22 protein-coding genes are annotated in these 19,922 nt (G+C 64.6%); 11 read left to right on the top strand and 11 right to left on the bottom strand.

From position 1 onward, the window contains the following. Nucleotides 1–7: 7 nt before the first annotated feature. Both poxB and HU230_RS26275 read right to left on the bottom strand, forming a co-directional pair. A complete protein-coding gene (gene poxB / locus HU230_RS26270; RefSeq protein WP_176529220.1) occupies nt 8–1,744 on the bottom strand; it encodes a ubiquinone-dependent pyruvate dehydrogenase in 1,737 nt (578 codons plus the stop codon). Between the two features lie 83 nt (nt 1,745–1,827). Beyond that, the gene (locus HU230_RS26275; protein WP_176529219.1) at nt 1,828–2,811 is read right to left on the bottom strand and encodes an alpha/beta fold hydrolase; all 984 of its coding nucleotides are present in this window, start codon (nt 2,809–2,811) and stop codon (nt 1,828–1,830) included. A 365-nt stretch (nt 2,812–3,176) separates the two neighbouring features. On the opposite strand from HU230_RS26275, the gene HU230_RS26280 reads away from it, so the two are divergent. Next, nucleotides 3,177–3,353 carry a hypothetical protein gene (locus HU230_RS26280; RefSeq protein ID WP_167351865.1) on the top strand — a complete coding sequence of 59 codons (177 nt, stop codon included), beginning with the start codon at nt 3,177–3,179 and terminating at the stop codon, nt 3,351–3,353. Between the two features lie 76 nt (nt 3,354–3,429). On the opposite strand, the gene HU230_RS26285 is transcribed toward HU230_RS26280, so the two are convergent. Next, complete coding sequence (locus HU230_RS26285; protein ID WP_176529218.1) at nt 3,430–4,101, bottom strand: tetratricopeptide repeat protein; 672 nt, start codon at nt 4,099–4,101, stop codon at nt 3,430–3,432. Between the two features lie 105 nt (nt 4,102–4,206). Beyond that, nucleotides 4,207–4,332, bottom strand: a complete 126-nt coding sequence (gene ykgO, locus HU230_RS26290) for a type B 50S ribosomal protein L36 (RefSeq protein ID WP_002718645.1) — start codon at nt 4,330–4,332, stop codon at nt 4,207–4,209. A gap of 460 nt (nt 4,333–4,792) precedes the next feature. On the opposite strand from ykgO, the gene HU230_RS26295 reads away from it, so the two are divergent. The 4 genes from HU230_RS26295 to HU230_RS26310 are packed head-to-tail and all read left to right on the top strand — an operon-like array spanning nt 4,793 to nt 7,802. Continuing rightward, nucleotides 4,793–5,677, top strand: coding sequence for an amidohydrolase family protein (locus HU230_RS26295; protein ID WP_097671664.1), 885 nt, complete (start codon nt 4,793–4,795; stop codon nt 5,675–5,677). Nucleotides 5,678–5,713: 36 nt separating this feature from the next. Then, the gene (locus tag HU230_RS26300; RefSeq protein WP_176529217.1) at nt 5,714–6,556 is read left to right on the top strand and encodes a dienelactone hydrolase family protein; all 843 of its coding nucleotides are present in this window, start codon (nt 5,714–5,716) and stop codon (nt 6,554–6,556) included. Further along, on the top strand, nt 6,553–7,296 hold the full coding sequence (locus HU230_RS26305; protein ID WP_176529216.1) for a haloacid dehalogenase type II: 744 nt from the start codon (nt 6,553–6,555) through the stop codon (nt 7,294–7,296). The genes HU230_RS26300 and HU230_RS26305 overlap by 4 nt, the downstream gene beginning before the upstream one ends. A gap of 20 nt (nt 7,297–7,316) precedes the next feature. Next, nucleotides 7,317–7,802, top strand: a complete 486-nt coding sequence (locus HU230_RS26310; RefSeq protein WP_176529215.1) for a YbaK/EbsC family protein — start codon at nt 7,317–7,319, stop codon at nt 7,800–7,802. 103 nt (nt 7,803–7,905) lie between these two features. On the opposite strand, the gene HU230_RS26315 is transcribed toward HU230_RS26310, so the two are convergent. From HU230_RS26315 to HU230_RS26330, 4 genes are all read right to left on the bottom strand, one after another. After that, nucleotides 7,906–8,262, bottom strand: coding sequence for a hypothetical protein (locus tag HU230_RS26315; RefSeq protein WP_176529214.1), 357 nt, complete (start codon nt 8,260–8,262; stop codon nt 7,906–7,908). Between the two features lie 287 nt (nt 8,263–8,549). Then, nucleotides 8,550–9,335, bottom strand: coding sequence for a hypothetical protein (locus tag HU230_RS26320; protein WP_176529213.1), 786 nt, complete (start codon nt 9,333–9,335; stop codon nt 8,550–8,552). Further along, entirely contained in the window at nt 9,290–9,739 is a 450-nt protein-coding gene (locus HU230_RS26325; RefSeq protein WP_176529212.1) for a hypothetical protein, read from the bottom strand. Before HU230_RS26325 ends, HU230_RS26320 begins: the two co-directional genes overlap by 46 nt. Before the next feature lie 186 nt (nt 9,740–9,925). Beyond that, nucleotides 9,926–10,840, bottom strand: a complete 915-nt coding sequence (locus HU230_RS26330) for a LysR family transcriptional regulator (protein ID WP_176529211.1) — start codon at nt 10,838–10,840, stop codon at nt 9,926–9,928. A 115-nt stretch (nt 10,841–10,955) separates the two neighbouring features. Between HU230_RS26330 and HU230_RS26335 the strand changes: the two genes are divergently transcribed. From HU230_RS26335 to HU230_RS26350, 4 genes are all read left to right on the top strand, one after another. After that, the gene (locus HU230_RS26335) at nt 10,956–11,708 is read left to right on the top strand and encodes an SDR family NAD(P)-dependent oxidoreductase (RefSeq protein ID WP_176529210.1); all 753 of its coding nucleotides are present in this window, start codon (nt 10,956–10,958) and stop codon (nt 11,706–11,708) included. A 65-nt stretch (nt 11,709–11,773) separates the two neighbouring features. Then, the gene (locus HU230_RS26340; protein ID WP_176529209.1) at nt 11,774–12,472 is read left to right on the top strand and encodes a pirin family protein; all 699 of its coding nucleotides are present in this window, start codon (nt 11,774–11,776) and stop codon (nt 12,470–12,472) included. A gap of 173 nt (nt 12,473–12,645) precedes the next feature. Further along, nucleotides 12,646–13,245, top strand: a complete 600-nt coding sequence (gene wrbA / locus HU230_RS26345; RefSeq protein ID WP_176529208.1) for an NAD(P)H:quinone oxidoreductase — start codon at nt 12,646–12,648, stop codon at nt 13,243–13,245. 159 nt (nt 13,246–13,404) lie between these two features. Further along, a complete protein-coding gene (locus HU230_RS26350) occupies nt 13,405–14,352 on the top strand; it encodes a DUF5996 family protein (RefSeq protein ID WP_176529207.1) in 948 nt (315 codons plus the stop codon). A 23-nt stretch (nt 14,353–14,375) separates the two neighbouring features. Here the strand turns inward: HU230_RS26350 and HU230_RS26355 are convergent, their stop codons facing one another. From HU230_RS26355 to HU230_RS26365, 3 genes are read right to left on the bottom strand one after another with little or no spacing between them, the layout of a single operon-like run. Continuing rightward, nucleotides 14,376–14,762, bottom strand: coding sequence for a GNAT family N-acetyltransferase (locus HU230_RS26355; protein ID WP_176529206.1), 387 nt, complete (start codon nt 14,760–14,762; stop codon nt 14,376–14,378). After that, entirely contained in the window at nt 14,740–15,567 is an 828-nt protein-coding gene (locus HU230_RS26360; RefSeq protein ID WP_176529205.1) for a GNAT family N-acetyltransferase, read from the bottom strand. The genes HU230_RS26355 and HU230_RS26360 overlap by 23 nt, the downstream gene beginning before the upstream one ends. Nucleotides 15,568–15,603: 36 nt before the next feature. After that, entirely contained in the window at nt 15,604–16,551 is a 948-nt protein-coding gene (locus HU230_RS26365; RefSeq protein ID WP_176529204.1) for a cupin-like domain-containing protein, read from the bottom strand. 190 nt (nt 16,552–16,741) lie between these two features. Here HU230_RS26365 and HU230_RS26370 point away from each other — a divergent pair, with 190 nt between their 5' ends. Both HU230_RS26370 and HU230_RS26375 read left to right on the top strand, forming a co-directional pair. Then, nucleotides 16,742–18,289, top strand: a complete 1,548-nt coding sequence (locus HU230_RS26370) for a glycoside hydrolase family 5 protein (protein ID WP_224943580.1) — start codon at nt 16,742–16,744, stop codon at nt 18,287–18,289. Between the two features lie 92 nt (nt 18,290–18,381). Beyond that, nucleotides 18,382–19,884, top strand: coding sequence for a hypothetical protein (locus tag HU230_RS26375; protein ID WP_224943582.1), 1,503 nt, complete (start codon nt 18,382–18,384; stop codon nt 19,882–19,884). Nucleotides 19,885–19,922: the final 38 nt, after the last annotated feature.

Below are 19,922 nucleotides of genomic sequence, written 5' to 3' on the forward strand. Positions count from 1 at the left end.
GCCGCGATCAGCGCGGCAACAGATTGGTCTTGGCGAGATCGACCACCTCGTCGCCGCGGCCACTCATCACGGCGCGCAGCACCCACAGGCTGAAGCCCTTCACCTGTTCCAGCGTGATGGTCGGCGGCATCGACAATTCCTGCGTCGCGGTCACGACGTCGAGCACGGCCGGGCCGTCATGTGCGAGCACGCCGCGGATCGCGCCCTCGAGCTCGCCGGGATCCTCCACCCTGACGCCGTGAATGCCCATGGCGCGGGCCATCGCCGCGAAATCGGGATTCCTCAGGTCGACCCCGGTCTCGATGAAGCCGGCGGCCTTCATCTCCAGCGCGACGAAGCCGAGCACGCTGTTATTGAAGATCACGACCTTCACCGGCAGCTTGGCCTGCGTCAGCGTGATCAAATCGCCCATCAGCATCGCAAAGCCGCCGTCGCCGGACATCGACACCACCTGACGCCCCGGCTGCGCCGCCTGTGCGCCGATCGCATGCGCCATCGCGTTGGCCATCGAGCCGTGCACCCAGGAGCCGACCAGACGGCGGCGGCCATTCATTTTCAAATAACGCGCAGCCCAGATCGTCGGCGTGCCGACGTCGGCGGTGAACACCGCATTCTCGGTCGCCTGCTCGCTGAGCAGGCGCGCCAGATATTGCGGATGGATCGGCTTTTGCCCCGGCTTGCCGCGGGCAAGATCGTCGAGTCCGGCGCGGGCGTCCTTGTAGTGCGCGAGGCTGGCGTCGAGAAACTTGCGCTCGGTCTTGACCGTCAGCTTCGGCAGCAGCGCGGCGATGGTCTCGCCGACGTCGCCGACGATGCCGAGATCGAGCTTGCAGCGGCGTCCGAGATTTTCCGGACGGAGATCGACCTGCGCGATGCTGATGCCGGTCGGGAAGAACTGCTTGTAGGGAAAGTCGGTGCCCAGCATCAGCAGCACGTCGCAGCCGTGCATCGCGGCATAGCCCGAGGAGAAGCCGATGAAGCCGGTCATGCCGACATCGTAGGGATTGTCGTACTCGACATATTCCTTGCCGCCGAGCGCATGCACGATCGGGCTCTTCAGCGTCTCGGCGAGCTTGATCAGGCCGGCATGCGCGCCGGCGCAACCGCGGCCGCAGAACAGCGTGACGCGCTTTGCGCCATTGAGCAGCGCGGCCAGCGCGTTCAATTCGGCCTCGGCGGGACGCACCACCGGCACGGGCGGCAGCAGGCCGGCATTCGGTGCGATGTCGCGCTTCGGCGCCGGCCGCATCGCAACGTCGCCCGGTAGCACCAAGACGGCCACGCCGCGCTTGCCGACCGCGGCGCGGATCGCATTCTCCAGCATGTAGGGCAGCTGCGCCGGATCCGATACCAGCTCGCAATAATGGCTGCATTCGCGGAACAGGTCCTGCGGATGGGTCTCCTGGAAATAGCCGCCGCCGATCTCGGCTGACGGAATCTGTGCTGCGATCGCCAGCACCGGCGTGCGGCTGCGATGCGCGTCGAACAGGCCGTTGATGAGATGGAGATTGCCCGGGCCGCAGGAGCCCGCGCACACCGCAAGGTCGCCCGTGATCTGGGATTCGGCCGCGGCGGCGAAGGCCGCGACCTCCTCGTGGCGCACATGCAGCCAGTCGATCGTGCCGCGCTTGCGCAGCGCCTCGGTCAAGCCGTTGAGACTGTCGCCGACGACACCGTAGATGCGCTTCACGCCGGCCTGGGCGAGGGTTTCAGCGATGAGGTCGGCGATGTTGTCGATCCGCATGGGGCCTGTCCTTTGGATGTTATCTGTCGAGCCACGCAGCCGCATGATGTTCGGCAGGCTCCAACCGCGCAAGCCTCACCGGATCACAGATTCGCGGGCGCAATCTTGTCCGCTGTTGCTGCCGGTTGGACCAACCGGTCAGCCATCGCCTCGATCTCGGACGCCACGAGATCGGACGCCGCATACTGCACCATGTGGCCGACACCCGGCAGCACGATGAGCCTGGCGTTCGGCGCTGACGCTGCAAGCGGCCGCAAATGGATTCCGGTCGAGACCGTCTTGTCGACATCGCCCGAAATGATGGACACCGGCGCCTTGATCTCCGCATAGCGCGGCGCCTGTTCGACCACGGCGGCCTTGAGCGTGACGAGGTCGCGCGCATTGGCGATGAATTCGCGCGGGCGCAGCAAGAGCAATGTCTCGCTGTCGCGGACGAAATCGGCCGGCATCGGCTGCGGCGCAAACACCCCGCGCGCGCCCGAATTGGCGACGAGGCAACCGAGCGGCAGCGTGACTGTGTGCGCCAGCAACGGTCCGATCAAAGGCGTCGAGATCACATCATTGTAGCGGCCGGCGCCGCCGCGCCAGGGATAGGCGACGGGCGCGAGCAGCGCGAGGCCCGCCACGCGATCCGGATGATCTAGTGCCATGCGCAGGGCAAGCGCGCCGGCCCAGGAATGCGCCACAACGATCGCCCGGTCGATACCGAGCCTGGTCAGCACTTCCGCGAGCATCCGGCCCTGGATCGCCGGCGTCGAATCCGCGACGCGCGCGCGCGTGCTCCAGCCATGGCCCGGCCGGTCGATCAGGATCACCCGGCGCGTTTTGGCAATGCGGTCGCTGAGCGGCTGCATTGCCCGCAGGTTGGAGCTTGCGCCATGCAGCAGCACGACCGGCGCCCCCGCGGCATCGCGCGGGCCGAGCTCGACGACATGCAGACGCGCGCCGGATACCTCGATCATTCGCCCCTGCGGAGGAAAGGCGCGCTGGATCAGCTGGACGCCGATTTGCGTCGCCAAGGCCAGTGCCAGCCCTGCGGCCGCCAGTGCGATGATCGCGATTAACATCGAGGGGGTCCGAAGGGTCTTGGGTAGTTGAAGCGTCTTGGGCACCCGAAAATTACGACGAAGGCGAAGCCAGGTTTCGCGTGGATTTGCCCGCAGCCCTGGGATGCCCTTGTTCGGAAAGCCAATTTTCGGTTGTCCGGTTCGCGCCCCGGGGCGCAGTTGTCCACAATCCGCCCAGCCTGTGGATAGCGGGTTCATCCCACCGTCATTAGTAATTCCATAGATTGCCGGTGGCAATTTCGCCATCAGAGGCGAGGCTTCATCGAAACCGGGACGCTACCGGGATCCTTCTTGGCTTGTGCACTGTATCCACAGGAACCTGCGTCCGCACGACAAGTTCAACGGGAAGTAATCGGAGGAGTACCATGATTTCCGACCCTAGCGATGCGGCCATCGATCAGATCGTGGCAAGCTGCAATGGTGACCTGCGTGGCGCCCTGAAGGCACTGTTGCTCGTGAATGAGCACCTGGAGGCGGAGCTTCAGCAATTCTATGCTGCTGTCGCCCAGGACAGCGCATCCCGCGGCAAGTTCCTGCACTAGTCTCCTGTGCCGGACCGTATCGCGAGCAAGCATCAAGCTCGCGCGCAACGTGTCCCCTCGCGTCAATCGCACGCAATCAGATGTCGCGGCCTTCGACCTTCTCGGTCAGCTGCTTGACGATCTGCGGCACCTTCTCGAGATAGGGATCGACAGCCAGCGCCTTGCGGAAGGCGTCCAGCGCGCGCTTGTCGTCGCCCATGTCCTGCATGATCATGCCGACACCCGCCAGCGCGCCGAAATGGCGGGGCTCATGGGTCAACACCTGCTGCAGGTCTCCCAGCGAACGGACGTAGTCGTTCTTGAGATAATAGATCGTCGCGCGCCGGTTCCAGGCCTCGACATAGTCGGGCCGGAGCTTGATCACTGCGTCGAGAAGCTTCAGCGCCACATCGATATTCTGCGCATCGAGCGCAGCCTTGGCGCGCACCATCAAGAGCGCCGCGGTATCGCTCGGGGTTTGCAGCCACAGCGCCCAGATCCGCGCCTCGACGTGGCGGGCGCTGTCCTCATCGGGCGCAGCCTTCAGGGCGCCGAACAGGAAATCCAGCCCGCGGGTACGGTCGGCCGGAACCTTCGGCAACTTGGTCGGGGCCTCGGGCAGTTTCTTCTGGGCCTTCGGCGGCGGGACCACCCGCGGATCGTCCTGCGCGGCGGCGGCGACAGGCATGGCCAAGACCGGCACGGCAAGCAGCGCGGCGATCAGGATCGCCGGCCGGCGGTTGCCAGGTCCAAGGAAGTTGAATCCCATGGACCGAAGTCTAGACGCACAACGCCGCGCTGCAAAGCAGCACGGCGTCAAAGACCTGTGAAAGAGATGTGTTGGGATCGGCGCAATCGGCCGACCCGCGCCGGATCAACCCTGGCGCGCCTTGAAGCGGCGCTGGACCTTGTTGATCACGTAGACGCGGCCCTTGCGGCGGACCAGACGGTTGTTGCGATGGCGGCCGCGCAGCGACTTCAGCGAGTTACGGACCTTCATGGGACAATCCTGTTACTTCGAAAGGCCCGTGTTGGAGGCCGTACCTGATTAATGCCAATGGATGGCAAAATGGGATTATCCCGACAAGCGGCCGACCGCGCGGGACGGCCGGGTTCTAAGCCATCGGACCGTTGAATGTCAACCGAGATGGGCCGATTTTCGGCCATATCGCGGCCCGGAACCGGTGTCGCTCACCCTGCCACGCCATTGAGATCACATCAGAAACGGCGACCGTCGCGATATCCAGCGCCAAGCCCCGATCCCGTCGCGGCGCCCTGACGGTGGATTCATGGCCAGCGAATCGTGCTCGCACGCAGTGCTCGCGCCCACCCAAGGACCACTTCGCGGCCGAACCGAGCCCGCTTCGCCATCGCGTCCCATCAACTCAGACCGCTTGCGAAAATTGTTATATCATATAATTATTTTCCATCACCAACAAACACGCCGCCGAGGAAGCCGGATGCCCAAGCTCAAACTGCCCGACATCGAAAAGGTCACAGCGATCGACATCCACACCCATGCCGAGGAGCCGTGCGGCATGCATGGCGACGACGGCTATGACGATTTCCAGGCGCAGATGGCCGACTATTTCAAGTCGCCGCACAAGCATCCGCCGACCGTGCCGGAGACCGCGGCCTATTACCGCGCCAAGAACATCGCCGCGGTGATCTTCCCGGTCGACGCCGAACGTGAGACCGGTTTCCGCCGGTACAAGAATGAGGAGATGCTGGAGATCGCCTCCGACCATCTCGACGTTCTGATCCCGTTCGTCTCGATCGACCCGCACAAGGGCAAGCTCGGCGTCCGCGAGGCGCGCAAGCTGATCGAGGACTACGGCGTGCGCGGCTTCAAATTCCATCCGACCATGCAGGGCTTCTACGCCAACGACCGCATGGCCTATCCGCTCTATGAGGCGATCAACGAGGGCGGCGCGATCGCGCTGTTCCATACCGGCCAGACCGGCGTCGGCTCGGGCATGCCGGGCGGCATGGGGATGCGGCTGAAATACTCCAACCCGATGTACATGGACGATGTCGCGGCCGATTTTCCCGACCTCAAGATCATCCTCGCGCATCCCTCCTTCCCCTGGCAGGAAGAGGCGCTGTCGGTCGCGACCCACAAGCCGAATGTCTATATCGACCTGTCCGGCTGGTCGCCGAAATATTTCCCGCCGATCCTGGTGCGCTACATCAACTCGATTTTGCAGGACAAGATGCTGTTCGGCTCGGACTGGCCGGTCATCACGCCGGACCGCTGGCTCGCCGACTTCGCCAAGCTCGATATCCGCGAGGAGATCCGGCCAAAGGTCCTGAAGGCCAACGCGCGCAAGATTTTGGGGATCTAAGGGAGTATCGTCGGCCGCACGCTTGCGGGGCGGCCGATGACGAACCGGGCCGGACTTGCCACCCTCCTCGCCGTGCTCCTGGTCGGGAGCGCGGACGGCAAGCCTGCGGCAGCAGCCGAAGCGCCCTCTGTGCTGGTCGAGTTCGAAAGCCCGCTCAACAACGCGCAGCCACTGCAGGGCCTGTTGCGGCGGCCGGAGCGACCGGGTCTCCTGCCCGCCGTGGTGTTGCTGCATGGCTGCAGCGGGCAGTGGCGAGAACTCGACGAGCGCTGGGGCAAACGGCTCGCGGCCTGGGGCTATGTCACGCTCACCGTGGACCGGTTCGGCCCGCGTGGCATCAGCAACACCTGCACCGGCGATGTCCCTGCCGCAACGGTTCACGACGCCTACCGCGCGCTGAGCTTCCTGAGCCGACAATCCATGGTCGATCCGACACGCATTGCGGTGATCGGCTTTTCGCAAGGCGGATGGCTCGCATTGTTCTCTGTCGAGCATGGCGCGATCGAGGTCAACGCGACGGAAAAATTTCGCGCCGCCGTCGCCTTCTATCCGCGCTGCCTCGGCATCAAGGGCAACATGACCGTGCCGACCCTGATCATGGTCGGCGAACTCGACGACTGGACGCCGGCGCAAGAGTGCCGGAACCTGGCGGAAGGCCGCGACGATGACGGCATCTCGCGGCAGCAGGGCCTTGGTTATCCGATCGAGCTGATCGTCTATCCCGGCGCCCATCACGATTTTGACGTGCCGCAATATCGCACACCGGGGCGGCTGCTCAGTCATCACCTCGAATTCAACGAGCAGGCTCGGGATCAGTCCATCGACGCACTCAGGAAATTCCTGTATGCGACGATCGGCGGGCAAGAGAGACCACGATGACAATCAAAGCAATCGTCTTCGACGCCTATGGCACGCTCTACGATGTCCAGTCGGTGGCCGAAATCACCGAGGATGCATTCCCCGGCTATGGTGACATCATCACCCAGGTCTGGCGCATCAAGCAGCTCGAATACTCCTGGCTGCGCACGCTGATGCGGCGCTACCAGGATTTCGCCACAGCGACCCGCGATTCCCTCGCCTACACGCTGCGCTGCCTTGGCCTGCAATATGACGAAGCGACCTTTGGGCGCATCATCGACAAGTATCAGCATCTTGCGCTGTATCCGGATGCCGTCGCCGCGCTCGAGGCGATGAAAGACAAGAAGCTCGCGATCCTCTCCAACGGCAGCCCTGACATGCTGAACGCGCTGGTGCGCAATTCGGGGCTCGACCGCCTGCTCGATGCGACCATCAGCGTCGATGCCCACAAGGTGTTCAAGCCGGCGCCCGAGGCCTACACGCTGATCGAGGAGGTGCTGAACGTGCCGCCCGCGGAGGTGCTGTTCATCTCCTCCAATCCGTGGGACGCCTGCGGCGCCAAGGCGTTTGGACTCAATGTCGCCTGGATCGAGCGGGTGACGCCGGAGGCGATGGCGCTCGTCTGCGTTGAGAGCGAGACGGTCGCCCCATTGACGATGTTCAAGGCCCTGCGTACCCAGATGGACGAGCTCGGCGTCGTGCCCGATCACCGGATCCACGGCCTCTCCGAGCTTCCCGCCCTGGTGTCTGCCAGATCCTGACTAGCAAGGTCCTGAACGTCATGAGTCTCGCCTCCGTCCGCGCCTTCTTCGCCGAGAAGGCGCCAGATATCTCCGTGATCGAATCCGCTGTGAGCTCTGCGACCGTCGCGCTGGCCGCAGAGGCCTATGGCGTCGAGCCGGCACGGATCGCCAAGACGCTGAGCCTGCGGGTCGGCGATCGCGTCGTGCTGATCGTCGCCGCCGGCACGTCGCGGATGGACAACAAGAAGGTGAAGGCAACCTTCGGCGGCAAGCCGAAGATGCTCGGCCTCGACGAGGTTGCCGACATCACCGGCCACGAAGTCGGCGGCGTCTGCCCGTTCGGCCTGAAGACGCCGCTGCCGGTGTATTGCGATGTGTCGCTGAAGGCATTCGACGTCGTGGTGCCGGCCGCAGGCTCGACCCACAGCGCGGTGCGCATCACGCCCGACCGGATGGCCGAGCTGACCGCGGCCAAATGGGTCGACGTCTGCGAAGTCAGGTCTCAGACAGAAGTCAGTGCGTAGAGCTTCGGGTCTGATTGAATCAGAACCGAAGCTCGAGAATCTTGTTTTGACGCGTTTTCTTCACGCGAACCGGTGTCCACTTCGCTCGAAAACGCTCTAGACACTAATCCTCATCATCGTCGGGCCGCGGCGGCGCAACCGGGGCCGGCTGCATCTGCTGCGCGCGCGGCCGCTGCATCGTCTGCGGCTGCGGTGCACGCCCCTGCGTTTGTGCCTGTTGTTGCGCATTCGACTCGAACACCGCACGGCAGGAACTGCCAAGCAGCGCCGTGTTCTGCCGCAGGCAGGCGACGATCCGGTTGGTGTCGGGAATCTGATCGCTGCACAGCCGCATCACGTCAGGCGTGCACGCCATCTGCTGTTCCCAGGTGCCGCGATACTCCTGCGACAACGCAGGCGCCGCGGCGCCAAGGCCGCCGATCGCGATCGCTAAGCTCAGGACAATCCGCTCCGTCTGCATGCCCAGTGCCCTTGTTCGTTGAGTTCGGTTCGTTGAGTTCGATTTCATCCGCGCGCACGGGTTCCGCGCGGCGACTTGCTTCAAAAATGGCAAATGAATGCGGCCAAGGATCGTTCGCGCAGACAACAAAATGTGAAGGCCAATGAGCCCAAGTTCCCGTCCGCATGATGCAGGAGCGGGACGCTTATCTGGAGCTCCCGCGTGTCGCAGCCGATGCGCTTCAGCTCGCCCCGCGTGCGGGGAGAGGGAGCGCAGTGCCGTCGCGGTCGACCTAGTCTCGGTATGCTTTAGTGCTTGCGCGCCGCCTTGCGCGTCTTTCCAACCGACCGCTTCCTGGCCGCGCCGCGCTTGGTCGCGGTCTTCTTGCTTGCGGCTGCGCGGCGGACGGGCGCGGCTGCTGCCGGACGCTTGCGTGCCACGGCCTTCTTGACCGCTTTCCTCGCCGAACTCTTGGCTGCCTTCTTCGCCGCCTTCTTCGCGGCTTGCGGGCGCGCGCGCCGTACCGTCGACGCGCTCCGACGACGTGCTCCACCTCCCCCAACGGGAACGATGTGGTCGTCCGCATCGAGTGTGAGCTGCTGGAGCGGATATGCAGGAAGGAAGCTCGGATCGTTGTAGAGCTTGCTCAAACTGTTCTGATCGAACTTGCCGCCCTGCCCGCGGTCCTCGCCCGCACCGGCGCGCCAGGCCGCTTCCCAGACCCGGGCAAGCGTCTTGGCGCCGTCCTGCATGCAGGCCGCGGTGGCGTCCTTCAGCTTCGACCACATCACATCGACCTGGCCGCTTCCCATGTGGGAGTTGAACAGGTTGACGATCGTCATCGGCGGCAGCCGCTTCACGGTTCGCTGCATCAGCGCGACCACGGCGACCGCAGCATCGCGCCCGGTCGGCGTGCCGCCTGCAACGATCTCCGCGACGTCGCTGGTCCGGGCGTCGGGGATCATCTTGATGAGATCCTTGCCGTGACGGCCGATCATCGTGGTCTCGTACACGCTGTGCACCTTGGCGTGCGCCTTGTCGTTCGGATCTAGGCCATGGTGGAATTGCGAGATGTGCAAGCGGCTGGCAGGCATCGCCGATGTAATGCTCGACGATCCCCGCGGCACAGACGAATTCCAGCTTCTTGTTGGCGGCGGCATATTCGACCATCTGGTCGAAGATCTGCCAGACCCGAAACGGCAACGCGCCGCGGCGGTCCTCGCCGATCCCTTCGTAATAGTCGTTCCAGACTTTCGGATCGACGTTGCGCGTCGACTCGGCGCAAAGATCCAGCAGCGTCTTGCCGTCCTTGCCTGGCTTGTCCATGTCGGCGAAATGGTTCGGTCGCGTTGCGGTCGCTGTCCCGGATCAGATAGCGGCCGATCGCCGTGGCGTAGACCGACTGCAGATGGGCCAGATGCACGTGATAGGCCTCGCGGGCATCGAGCAGATCCTTCACCGACAATGACGTGAAATCGTGCTTGGTCAGATCAATCATCTGGTTCCTCCGAAAATGCGCGTTGCGGCAACAGGTTCAGGACGCAGAAATAGACGATCGCGGCGGCCCACGATCATGGGTTAGTTCACACAACTTATACAATTTAAAAGGGATGACACGAATGTGACGGGTCGCACGGCCGTCGGCCTGCGTGTGGGCCTCTCCTATTTCGGTGAGCGCGGCTATCTATTTCCGCTGGGCGCGGCCTTTGGCGAAATGGCTGGCGAGGAAATCCGCCAGCACCTCGACACGGGCGGGGCGCGGGCCGCCGGGCGGGGTGACGAGATGCACGGAGCCTTCGGGCTGCTTCCAGCCTTTCAGGATCACTTCGACCTCGCCGCGCGCGATCGCCTCGCCGACGATGAAGTCGGGCAAATCGGCGATGCCGAGGCCGGCGAGCAGCGCGGGCATCACGGCCTCGCCATTGTTGACCCGCAATTGGCCGGCGGGACGCACGCTCGCCCGTTCGCCCGACGCATTGGTGTAGTGCCAGACGCCTTGGGTCGAGAGATAGGCGTAGCCGAAGCATTTGTGCTCGGCGAGATGCATCGGATGGGTCGGCCGGCCGTGGCGCTTCAGATAGGACGGCGCCGCCACCGTATAGCGCGGCATGCCGCACAGCCGCCGCGCGATCAGTGAGGAATCCGGCAGCCGCGCGATGCGCAGGCCGGCATCAAAGCCTTCGCCGATCAGATCGACCGTGGCGTCGCTCAGATGCAGATCGATCGCGACCTCCGGATAGGCCTCCATGAATTCCGGCAGCAGCGGCGCCACGGTCTTGATGCCGAAACTCATCGGCACGGCGAGCCGCACCAGGCCACGCGGCGTGGTCGATTGCGCCAGCGCCTCGCTTTCGGCGGCCTCGCCGTCGGCCAGCAGCCGCGCGGCGCGCTCCGACAATTTCTGACCGGCATCGGTCAGCGCCAGCCGCCGCGAGGTGCGGTTGAACAGCCGCGCGCCGAGCCGCTCCTCCAGCCGGCTGACCGCCTTCGAGACCGTCGCCTTGGACAGCGAGAGCTCGGTCGCCGCCGCCGCAAACGACCGTAATTCCACGACTTTTGCGAAGATCGCGAGCGCCTCGAAGTCCGGCAGTTTCGACATGGGCCGTTGTCCTGATCGCTCAATTTGGAAACAATGAGTTTCGATAGTTTCTATTTCTATACCACAGCCGGAGGCATATCCAAGTGCCGTCAATTTCAATCGGTGGAGAAATCCAATGACCAAGAAGCTCTCGGGCAAGGTTGCACTCGTCACGGGCGGTTCACGCGGCATCGGCGCGGCCAGCGCCCGCGCACTCGCCGCGGAAGGTGCCAGCGTCGCGATCAGCTACGTCGCGTCTCCCGAAAAGGCGGAAGCCGTCGTCGCCGAGTTGAAGGGCAAGGGCGTCAATGCCCGCGCCTACAAGGCCGACCAGGCCTCGTCATCCGATGTCGATCAGCTGGTGAAGACCGTCGCCAAGGATTTTGGCCGGCTCGACATCCTCGTCAACAACGCCGGCGTCGCATCCGGCGGTGCCGTCGACGATCCGAAGGCCGACACCGCGACACTCGCCCGCCAGGAGGCCATCAACGTCGACGGCGTCATCACCGCGATCCGCACCGCCTCGAAGCTGATGGGTGAAGGCGGCCGCATCGTCACCGTCGGTTCGATGCTCGCCGATCGCGCCTCGTTCCCGGGGCTTGCCGACTACGTCGCCAGCAAGGCGGCCGTCGTCGGCTACACCAAGGGTGCGGCGCGCGACCTCGGACCGCGCGGCATCACCGTCAACGTGGTGCAGCCGGGCTCGATCGACACCGACATGAACCCGAGGGACGGCGGCGAGTTTGCCGAGACGCAACGCTTGCAGCACGCGCTGCAGCGCTTCGGCCGCCCGGAGGAAGTCGCGGCGGGCGTCGTGTTCCTGGCAAGCCCGGAAGCCTCCTTCGTGACCGGCACCGTGCTCAACGTCGACGGCGGCTTCGGCGCCTGATCGCAATCAACGCCGGGCGTAGAGGCCCGGCGACCGTGCAACATCTAAATCAAGGGGAAATCACCATGATCGAACTCAGACCATTCGCAGAGCTCGGCGGTGCGGACCATGGCTGGCTGAAGGCCAAGCACCACTTCTCGTTCGCGAGCTACTACGATCCCGCCAATGTCAGCCACGGCGCGCTGCGGGTGTGGAACGACGACGAGATCGCGCCGAACTCCGGCTTCCCGGCGCATCCGCATGCCAACATGGAGATCATCACCTATGTTCGCGAAGGCGCGATCACGCATCAGGACTCGCTCGGCAACAAGGGACGCACCGAAGCCGGCGACGTGCAGGTGATGAGCGCCGGCAGCGGCATCCGTCACTCCGAGTACAATCTGGAACCGTCCAAGACCAAGATCTTCCAGATCTGGATCGAGCCGACGACGAAGGGCGGTCACCCGACCTGGGGCTCGAAGCCGTTCCCGAAGGCGGACCGCTCGGGCAAGCTCGTCACCATCGCCTCCGGCATCGCCGGCGACAACGACGCGCTGCCGATCCGCGCCGATGCGCGGGTGCTCGCCACCACGCTGAGGGCCGGCGAGAGCGCGGAATACGCCGCCGACAAGGCCCGCCACCTCTATCTGGTGCCGGCGGCCGGCAGCATCGAGGTCAACGGCGTTCGCGTCAATGCGCGCGACGGTGCCGCGATCCGCGATGAAGCCAAGCTGAAGATCACCGCGCTCGAGGACGCCGAGCTCGTGCTCGTCGACGCGGCGTAGTCAAGACCTCCACTCGTCATGCCCGGGCAAAAGCGCGAAGCGCGTCTTCAAGCAGAAGCCCGGGCATCCATCGAGCTTCGCAAAAAGCTTTCGTCTGATGGATTGCCGGGTCAAGCCCGGCAATGACGGCCCCAAAACCAACTCCCCCACCTCAACCCCCAAAGGAGGCCATCATGGCCAAGGTTCTCGTCCTCTATTACTCCGCCTACGGTCACATCGAAGCGATGGCCAATGCCGTCGCGGAAGGCGCGCGCGAAGCCGGCGCCACCGTCGATATCAAGCGCGTGCCCGAGCTCGTGCCGGCCGAAGTCGCGAAAGCCTCGTACTACAAGCTTGACCAGCCCGCGCCGATCGCCAAGATCGACGACCTCCCCAATTACGATGCCATCATCGTCGGCACCGGCACCCGCTTCGGCCGCATGGCTTCGCAGATGGCCAACTTCCTCGACCAGGCCGGCGGGCTCTGGGCCCGGGGCGCGCTGAACGGCAAGGTCGGCGGCGCCTTCACCTCGAGCGCGACCCAGCATGGCGGCCAGGAAACCACGCTGTTCTCGATCATCACCAACCTCTTGCATTTCGGCATGACGGTGATCGGCCTGAACTACGGCTTCGCCGGACAGATGAAGCTCGACGAAGTCACCGGCGGCGCACCGTACGGCGCCACGACGATCACCGGCGGCGACGGCAGCCGCCAGCCCAGCGAGAACGAACTCGCCGGCGCCCGCTATCAGGGCCGCGCGATCGCGGAAGCCGCCAGGAAACTGCACGGCTAACCTGCGCGGCCGGGTTTCACGTCCGGCTGGATACGTGCGCGACAGGGCGGCGCTCAGTGACGATTGCCGCCCTCTCCACTGCAACAGTTCCCGAGGTCATCGGGACTATTTTCGTGGTATGCCGCAAGGCTCCTTGTCGGCGCAGCCCTGAGGTTTGCCATGACCAACACACGGAAGACCCGCTGGCCGGAACTGCCGACGGCGGCGTGGCGCGACAGCTGTGCCACGCTCCAGCTCTTCACCCAGATCGCCGGCAAGATCCGGCTGACGAAATCGCCCTGGCTCAACCACTCCTGGCACGTCACGCTCTATGTCACGGCGCGCGGGCTGACGACCTCGCCGATCCCCGATGGCGACCGCACGTTTCAAATCGACTTCGATTTCATCGATCACGTGCTCCGCATCTCGACCAGCGACGGTGCCGAACGGCAATTCGCGCTGGCCAGTCAATCGGTCGCGAGCTTCTACGCGGCGATCATGACCCATCTGAAGGAGCTCGGAATCGACGTCGCCATCGACGAGATACCGAACGAAGTCGCCGACCCGATCCCGTTTTCGCAGGATGCGCAGCATGCCTCGTACGACGCGGATGCCGTGCGCCGGTTTCACCAGATTCTCGTGAACTGCGATCGCGTGTTCAAGCAATTCCGGACCGGCTTTCTCGGCAAGGCGAGCCCGGTGCATTTTTTCTGGGGCAGCTTCGATCTCGCGGTGACGCGCTTCTCAGGCAGGACGGCACCGCGGCACCCCGGCGGCGTGCCCCATTTGCCCGACGAGGTGGCGCACGAGGCCTATTCGCACGAGGTCAGCAGCGCCGGCTTCTGGCCGGGCGGCGGCGCCATCGACTATCCCGCATTCTATTCCTACGCCTATCCGGAACCCGCGGGCTATCGCAGCACGCCGGTGCGACCCGACGCGGCATTCTTCAGCGAGACCCTCGGCGAATTCATCCTGCCCTACGACGCGGTGCGGATGGCTGCGGACCCGGATATGGCGCTGCTCGAATTCCTGCAATCGAGCTATGAGGCCGCGGCCATCAACGCCAACTGGGACCGTGCTGCGCTGGAATGCGCACCGGGCCAGCCGGGTGTGGTCAGAGGGGTCTGACGCCGGCGCGCCGTATAAACGGCTCAGTCGTCTTCGCGCGAGGGTGTCGCCTTGCCGAGCGCCTGTTTCAGCCGCGCGGTGAGTTCCGGATAATGACGCAGCGCCAGCACGGCTCGGTGGCGCAGCGCGTACGGCTGTCCGCGCCAGCTCAAGGGTGCGCTGAGATCGACCAGCGGCGTGCGCTGCGGTCCGAACCGCCGCTTGTAGCTGTAATTGCCGATCGAGAAATCGAACTCCCGCACACCGTCCTTGTGCAGCGCTTCGATGGTGCGATCGATGATCAGCCGGCCCGGCGAACAGGCCGACCATTTCTCGCCCGCATTGCTGATGCGGATCATGACGTAGCGCGAGCCGGTGCGGACGCCGAGCAGCGTCGCCACCACCTCGTCATGGGTCGCAAGTGCGGTCATCACCGCATAGCCGCACCGCATAGCCGCGCGCGGTGCCTTCGCGCACGAGGTCGCGATAGAAGGCGGTGCAGTCCGCATTGTCGAGCACGTAGTTGAGCCCGAGGCCGTTCAGCCGGGCGCCCTGCTGCATTTCCGTGGTGGACAGAAGGTCCAGCGCCTCGCCGGTATCTGTGGCGACCCTGAACGCCGCGGACGGCTCGCGTGGGAACACGCGCCAGCTCCGTCCCAATTCCTTGCGAACCTTCCGGCTCAGCTCGTAGCGCCAGGCGTGGTCGTCACCGATAGTCAGCAGATTGCCGTTGACGACCGACGGTCCGATGCCATCGAGCAGCGCCAGCGGATTGGATCGCGTCGCGAGCTTGACCGGCATCTTGCGAAAACGGATCAGATCGGCTCCGCCGGGCGCTTTGCGCAGCGCGGCCTGCAAATCACGCCAAAACTGCCATGCAGCGACGTCGTCACGCGGTGCGGCGGGGCCGAGGATCGGCGCGTTGAAGTCGGTGAGGTTGAGGTCGGCGAATTCGACCATGCGGAGGCTGCCTTGCCGGTGACAGATCAGCGGCAACAGTGCCGCCCGCTCGCCGGTCGCGGCATCGCTGACGACAGCGATCAGCGGCTCGACACCGTCGGTCGACGCGAAGGCGCGGTACCATGACGCATACCATTGCGGATGCTGGAACGCGGTAAGCGGCTCGAAGGTCCCCCAGCGGACGGCGGCATATGCCCAATCGGAAACCAATTCGACGCGATAGCCGACCGCATAGGAAGCGACCCGCACCCCGAATTTCTCAACCGCTGTCGTCAAGACCGTCATTCCAGCACCTGCACCCGGCAAGCCTGCTTAGGCCGCCTCCAACGCCGCCTTGGGCAGGTCGACGATCTTGCCGAGATCGCTCTCGTCGAGGCGGAAGTCGATCGCGCGCCGAACGGCGCGTTCGCGCTTCACCCATTTGCCGTCGCGCAGAAGCTTCTGCATCACCTGCTTGGCGAAGAAAGTCGGGCCGCGGATGCTGCGGCTGCGCGGCGTGTAGCCGAAGCGATGACGCAGCATGCCGTTGGCGAGATGCAGGATCTGGGCGCGGCGGATGTCGTCGTTCACATAGGAGATCGTCATCGAGATGTTGACGGTATCGAGGTTCTCGACGCGGTGCGGCGCATTGAGCGGCCAGTTCAGCATCTGGCCGGGTTCGAGATCGATCACCTGCGCATGCCAGTCGTACCAGGGCTCATAGGGGATATCGACCTCGACGTCGAACAGCGCGATGTTCTCGAGATGCTCAGGCCGGATGAACGGCTGCGTGCTGGGATAGATGTAGACCCGCTTGCGGCCGGCGATCTGGATCAAGCCCTGCCCCGGCAGATCGGCGTGGTAATAGACCTGTGCATCGGGCGACGAAATCAGGATGCCGGCCTGATGGGTCGGCGCATCGAAACCGGGAACCTTGGCTGCGATCTCGCCGAACATCCGCTCGATCATGTCGCGGTAGCGGCGATCGATCGCGGTGACGTTGCGCAGGTTCAGCCACAGGCCGCCGCGCGAAATCGCCTCGATCACCTGATGGCCGCGCAGCCTGCCGATCTCGCCCTCGCGCCAGACCCGGCTCGATCCCTTGGCGCCGGTCTTGACCAGGCTGCAATGCTCGCGCGGATAGTGCTCGATCAGCTTGGCGAGATCGTCCATCGAGAACGCCGGCTGCTTGTGCATGGTGTGCTCGAGCCGGATCGGCCGATGGCTCCAGAGCCTGGAATGGTTGTCATCCCAATTCGCAAAGATCTTGCCCGTCGTCATCGTCGCGCTCCCGGCTGCGCCGTTTCGCTTCATCCGATGTCCCGTTCCGGGACGAGCTGGCAGCTCTTGGGCAGGGATTGGCAAGAACGGTGCCGTCGCGTATGCGCGCGGGGTTACGCAAAGCTAATGTCTCGCTGATATGGCTAACCGCGACGTTTCCGGAGCCGGCCGCCGTGGCCGACAGCACTGAATGACTGAACCACCCCGATATCGCGCGCTGTTTCTCGGCGCCGGGCCGCGGATGCACTGCGGCGTCGGGCAATTCACCCGCCTGCTGCAGGAGACGATCGACAAGCTCGAGCCCGGCGCTGGCGCGGCGTTAACCCTGGCCCAGACCGACGGCCGGATCGGCGAGATCTGGCGAGCAGTCGGCAGCGCCGAGAGCGTGGTCTGCAACTTCCCGATCGTGGCCTGGAAGCGCGTGATCGCGCGGCCCTTGTTTGCACTGCTGTTCGCCCGGCTGCGACGACGCAACGTTATCTTGATTCAACACGAATGGCGTCGTTCTCAACGAACTCCAGCTGACTGTCGCCAGTCGGCAACTCGACAGGCAGTATGCGTGAGCGACGCGCCAGCCGCGCCGCGTTCTGCGTCGCTGCTGCAACACCGATCACGAGTTGATCATCCAATGGCCCGGCTATCGTCGATCCCCGCCATCATCGCCGCCGCATCCATTCTGCTGTCCGTCGCCGCGCGGGCCTGCCCTGCCCTGATCGAAGGCGTCCCGGCGGACCGGATCAAGGCCTTGTCGCGCGGTGTCAACGCCGACGGCTGGATTGTCGATCCGCGGTCGGCGCCGCCGCGCGGCCTGCTGCTCGAACTGCGCAAGGCCGGCCTGACCCACATCCGGCTGCCGGTGCCTGCCGACTTCGTCATGCCGCGCTTCGCCACGAAAGCGGAGATCGACAGCCGGCTGCAAACCGTCGATGCCGCGCTGAAGACCCTGCTCGCACTCGGCTATGCCGTGTCGATCGACCTGCATTCGGGTCAGCACTTCAACGCGCTGCACAAGGACGATCCGCCCGGCGCGATGGCTGAAATGAAGAGCGCCTGGACCGCGCTCGCGCGGGTCATGCAGCGCTATCCCTCCGATCGGGTCTTTGCGGAACTGCTGAACGAGCCGGAGGTCGACGCCGCGCAGTGGCAAGGCGAGGTCCGGGAACTGGCCGGTTTCATTCGCCAATTGCTGCCGCAGACCACGCTGATCACGGGTCCGGTCAATTGGCAGCGTGCGGACTCGCTGCCGGGCTTCGCGCCGCTCGACGATCCGAATGTCGTCTATGCCATCCACTTCTACGATCCGATGGTGTTCACCCATCAGGCCCATTGGGATCGGAGCGAGCCGCTTCACGACGTCGTCGGACTGCCGTATCCGATCCGCGCCGACGATCCGAAGGTTCAACAGTTGCGGGAGCAGCTGACCGCGCTGGACAGGCCCAAGGCGCTTGCGATGGTCGACCGCGCCATCCCCGACCGCGGCATCGATAAATGGCTCGAGCCCGCGGCTGCCTGGCAGCGGCAATATTCCCGTCCAATCATCATCAATGAGTTCGGGGTGCTCAAGGCCGGCGCACCGCGCGACAGCCGGTTGCGCTGGCTCGCCGGCGTCACGGCCTACGCCCGGCAGCAGTGCTGGGGCTGGACCCATTGGGAGATGTCGCAGGGCTTCGGCCTGGCCGACGTCGTCACCGGCAAGGCCGATCGCGACGTGTTGAGGGCGCTGCTCGGAACCCGCTGACCCATCTGGTTAACCGGTTCTTACACAATGCGCGGCTAGATCGACGATGCGGGTGTGGCACGCCACCCATCCGGTCATTTAGGTCAAAGCCTGTGCGAGCAGACATAGCCCCGCGGCCGCTGTTGGCCGGCGACCTCGTTCCTGCGCTCGGCATCGCCGTGGCATCGATCGCTTTCGCGCCGATCATGCAGGCGGCCAATGCAGGGCTCGCGATCGTCGTCGAAGGCCTGATCGGCTGCGCCATCGTGCTCGCGGCGCCCGCCTATGCGCCGTCGATCGCCGTCTTCATCATCTTCTTCCAGAATCTGTTCGTCTCGATCCTGTCGTCCTACATCACGACCGAGCAGGAGATGGATTTCGTCAAGGGCTACAATTTCCTGATCTGCGCGGTCATGTGGCTGGTCACGCTGGCGCTGTACATGCTGCGCGAGCGCAAGCATTCACCCGAGATCGACCGGATCATGAATTGGGGGCTGATGACCCTCGCGGTCGTGGGAGCCTATTTCCTGCTCGGCGCCACGCAGGACGCGCATGCGGCCCTCGTCTATCTGCGCAACATCGCGTTTCCGCTGTTTCTGTTTCAGCTCTCGCTGCTGACGGCCGCGACCTTCGAGATCCGCATCACGCCGTTCCTGGTGACCGTCGCCACGCTGCTGATCGTTTGCGGCTATGTCGAATTGCTGTTTCGCGATTTCTGGCTCGAAATCACCAACGGCTACACGTTCTGGCACTTCGACGAACTCAAGGCGACCCGCTCCGGAGCCTGGGAAGCCGAAATGCGCCAAACCGGCAATGTCCCGGTCGATCTGATCGACCGCTTCCGCTTCAGCTTTCTCAACAGCCCGTTGTTCGAGGATCTCGGACTGTCGTCGATTTTGCGCATCTTCGGACCGAATATGAGCCCGATCAGCTTCGGCTACGGGATCGCCTTCTCCATCCTGTTCCTGTTCGCGGTCGGATATCGCTGGCTGGCGCTGGTCGCGATCCCGCTGCTGATCCTCTGCAGCGTGAAAGGCGCGCTCATCCTGGTCATCTTCGTGGCCCTGGCCTGGACGGCGACCTGGCTGCTCGGCGCTACCATCACCCTTGCCGTCGCGCTGGTCGGACTCGTGCTGTACGCCATCGTGGCGATCTACATCGGGCTCCAGATCGGCGACTTTCACGTGATCGGCTTCATGGGCGGCTGGGACGGATTCCTGCACAACCCGATCGGTCGTGGCCTCGGCGTCGGTGGCAATCTCTCTGAAGGCTACTTCTTGATCGACTGGAACGCCGCGCAAGCGGCCGGCACGATGGACGGCGCGGTGGAGAGCGCCGTCGGCGTCTTGCTCTACCAAATGGGGATCGGCGCAGTGGTGCCGCTTGGCTTCTTCTTTGCGGTGGCGCTGAAGGCCTGGCGCCTCTACGCCTCGTCCGGAATTCTCATCCAGGGACTCGCTGCGTTCGGCACGATGGTCGTGCTGGTGAACGGCATCTTCCAGGAAGAGGCGCTGTTTGCGCCGCCGGCGCTCGGGCTGTTGCTGTGCCTGACCGGGCTCGTGATCGGTCATCATTTGCGCACGCAAGGCGACGATCTAAAGGCCTCCGGCGGATAGCACATGACACGCGATCAAGCCCGGCCGCGGCGCGACCG

The organism is Bradyrhizobium quebecense, assembly GCF_013373795.3.
In the GTDB taxonomy this organism is placed as follows: domain Bacteria; phylum Pseudomonadota; class Alphaproteobacteria; order Rhizobiales; family Xanthobacteraceae; genus Bradyrhizobium; species Bradyrhizobium quebecense.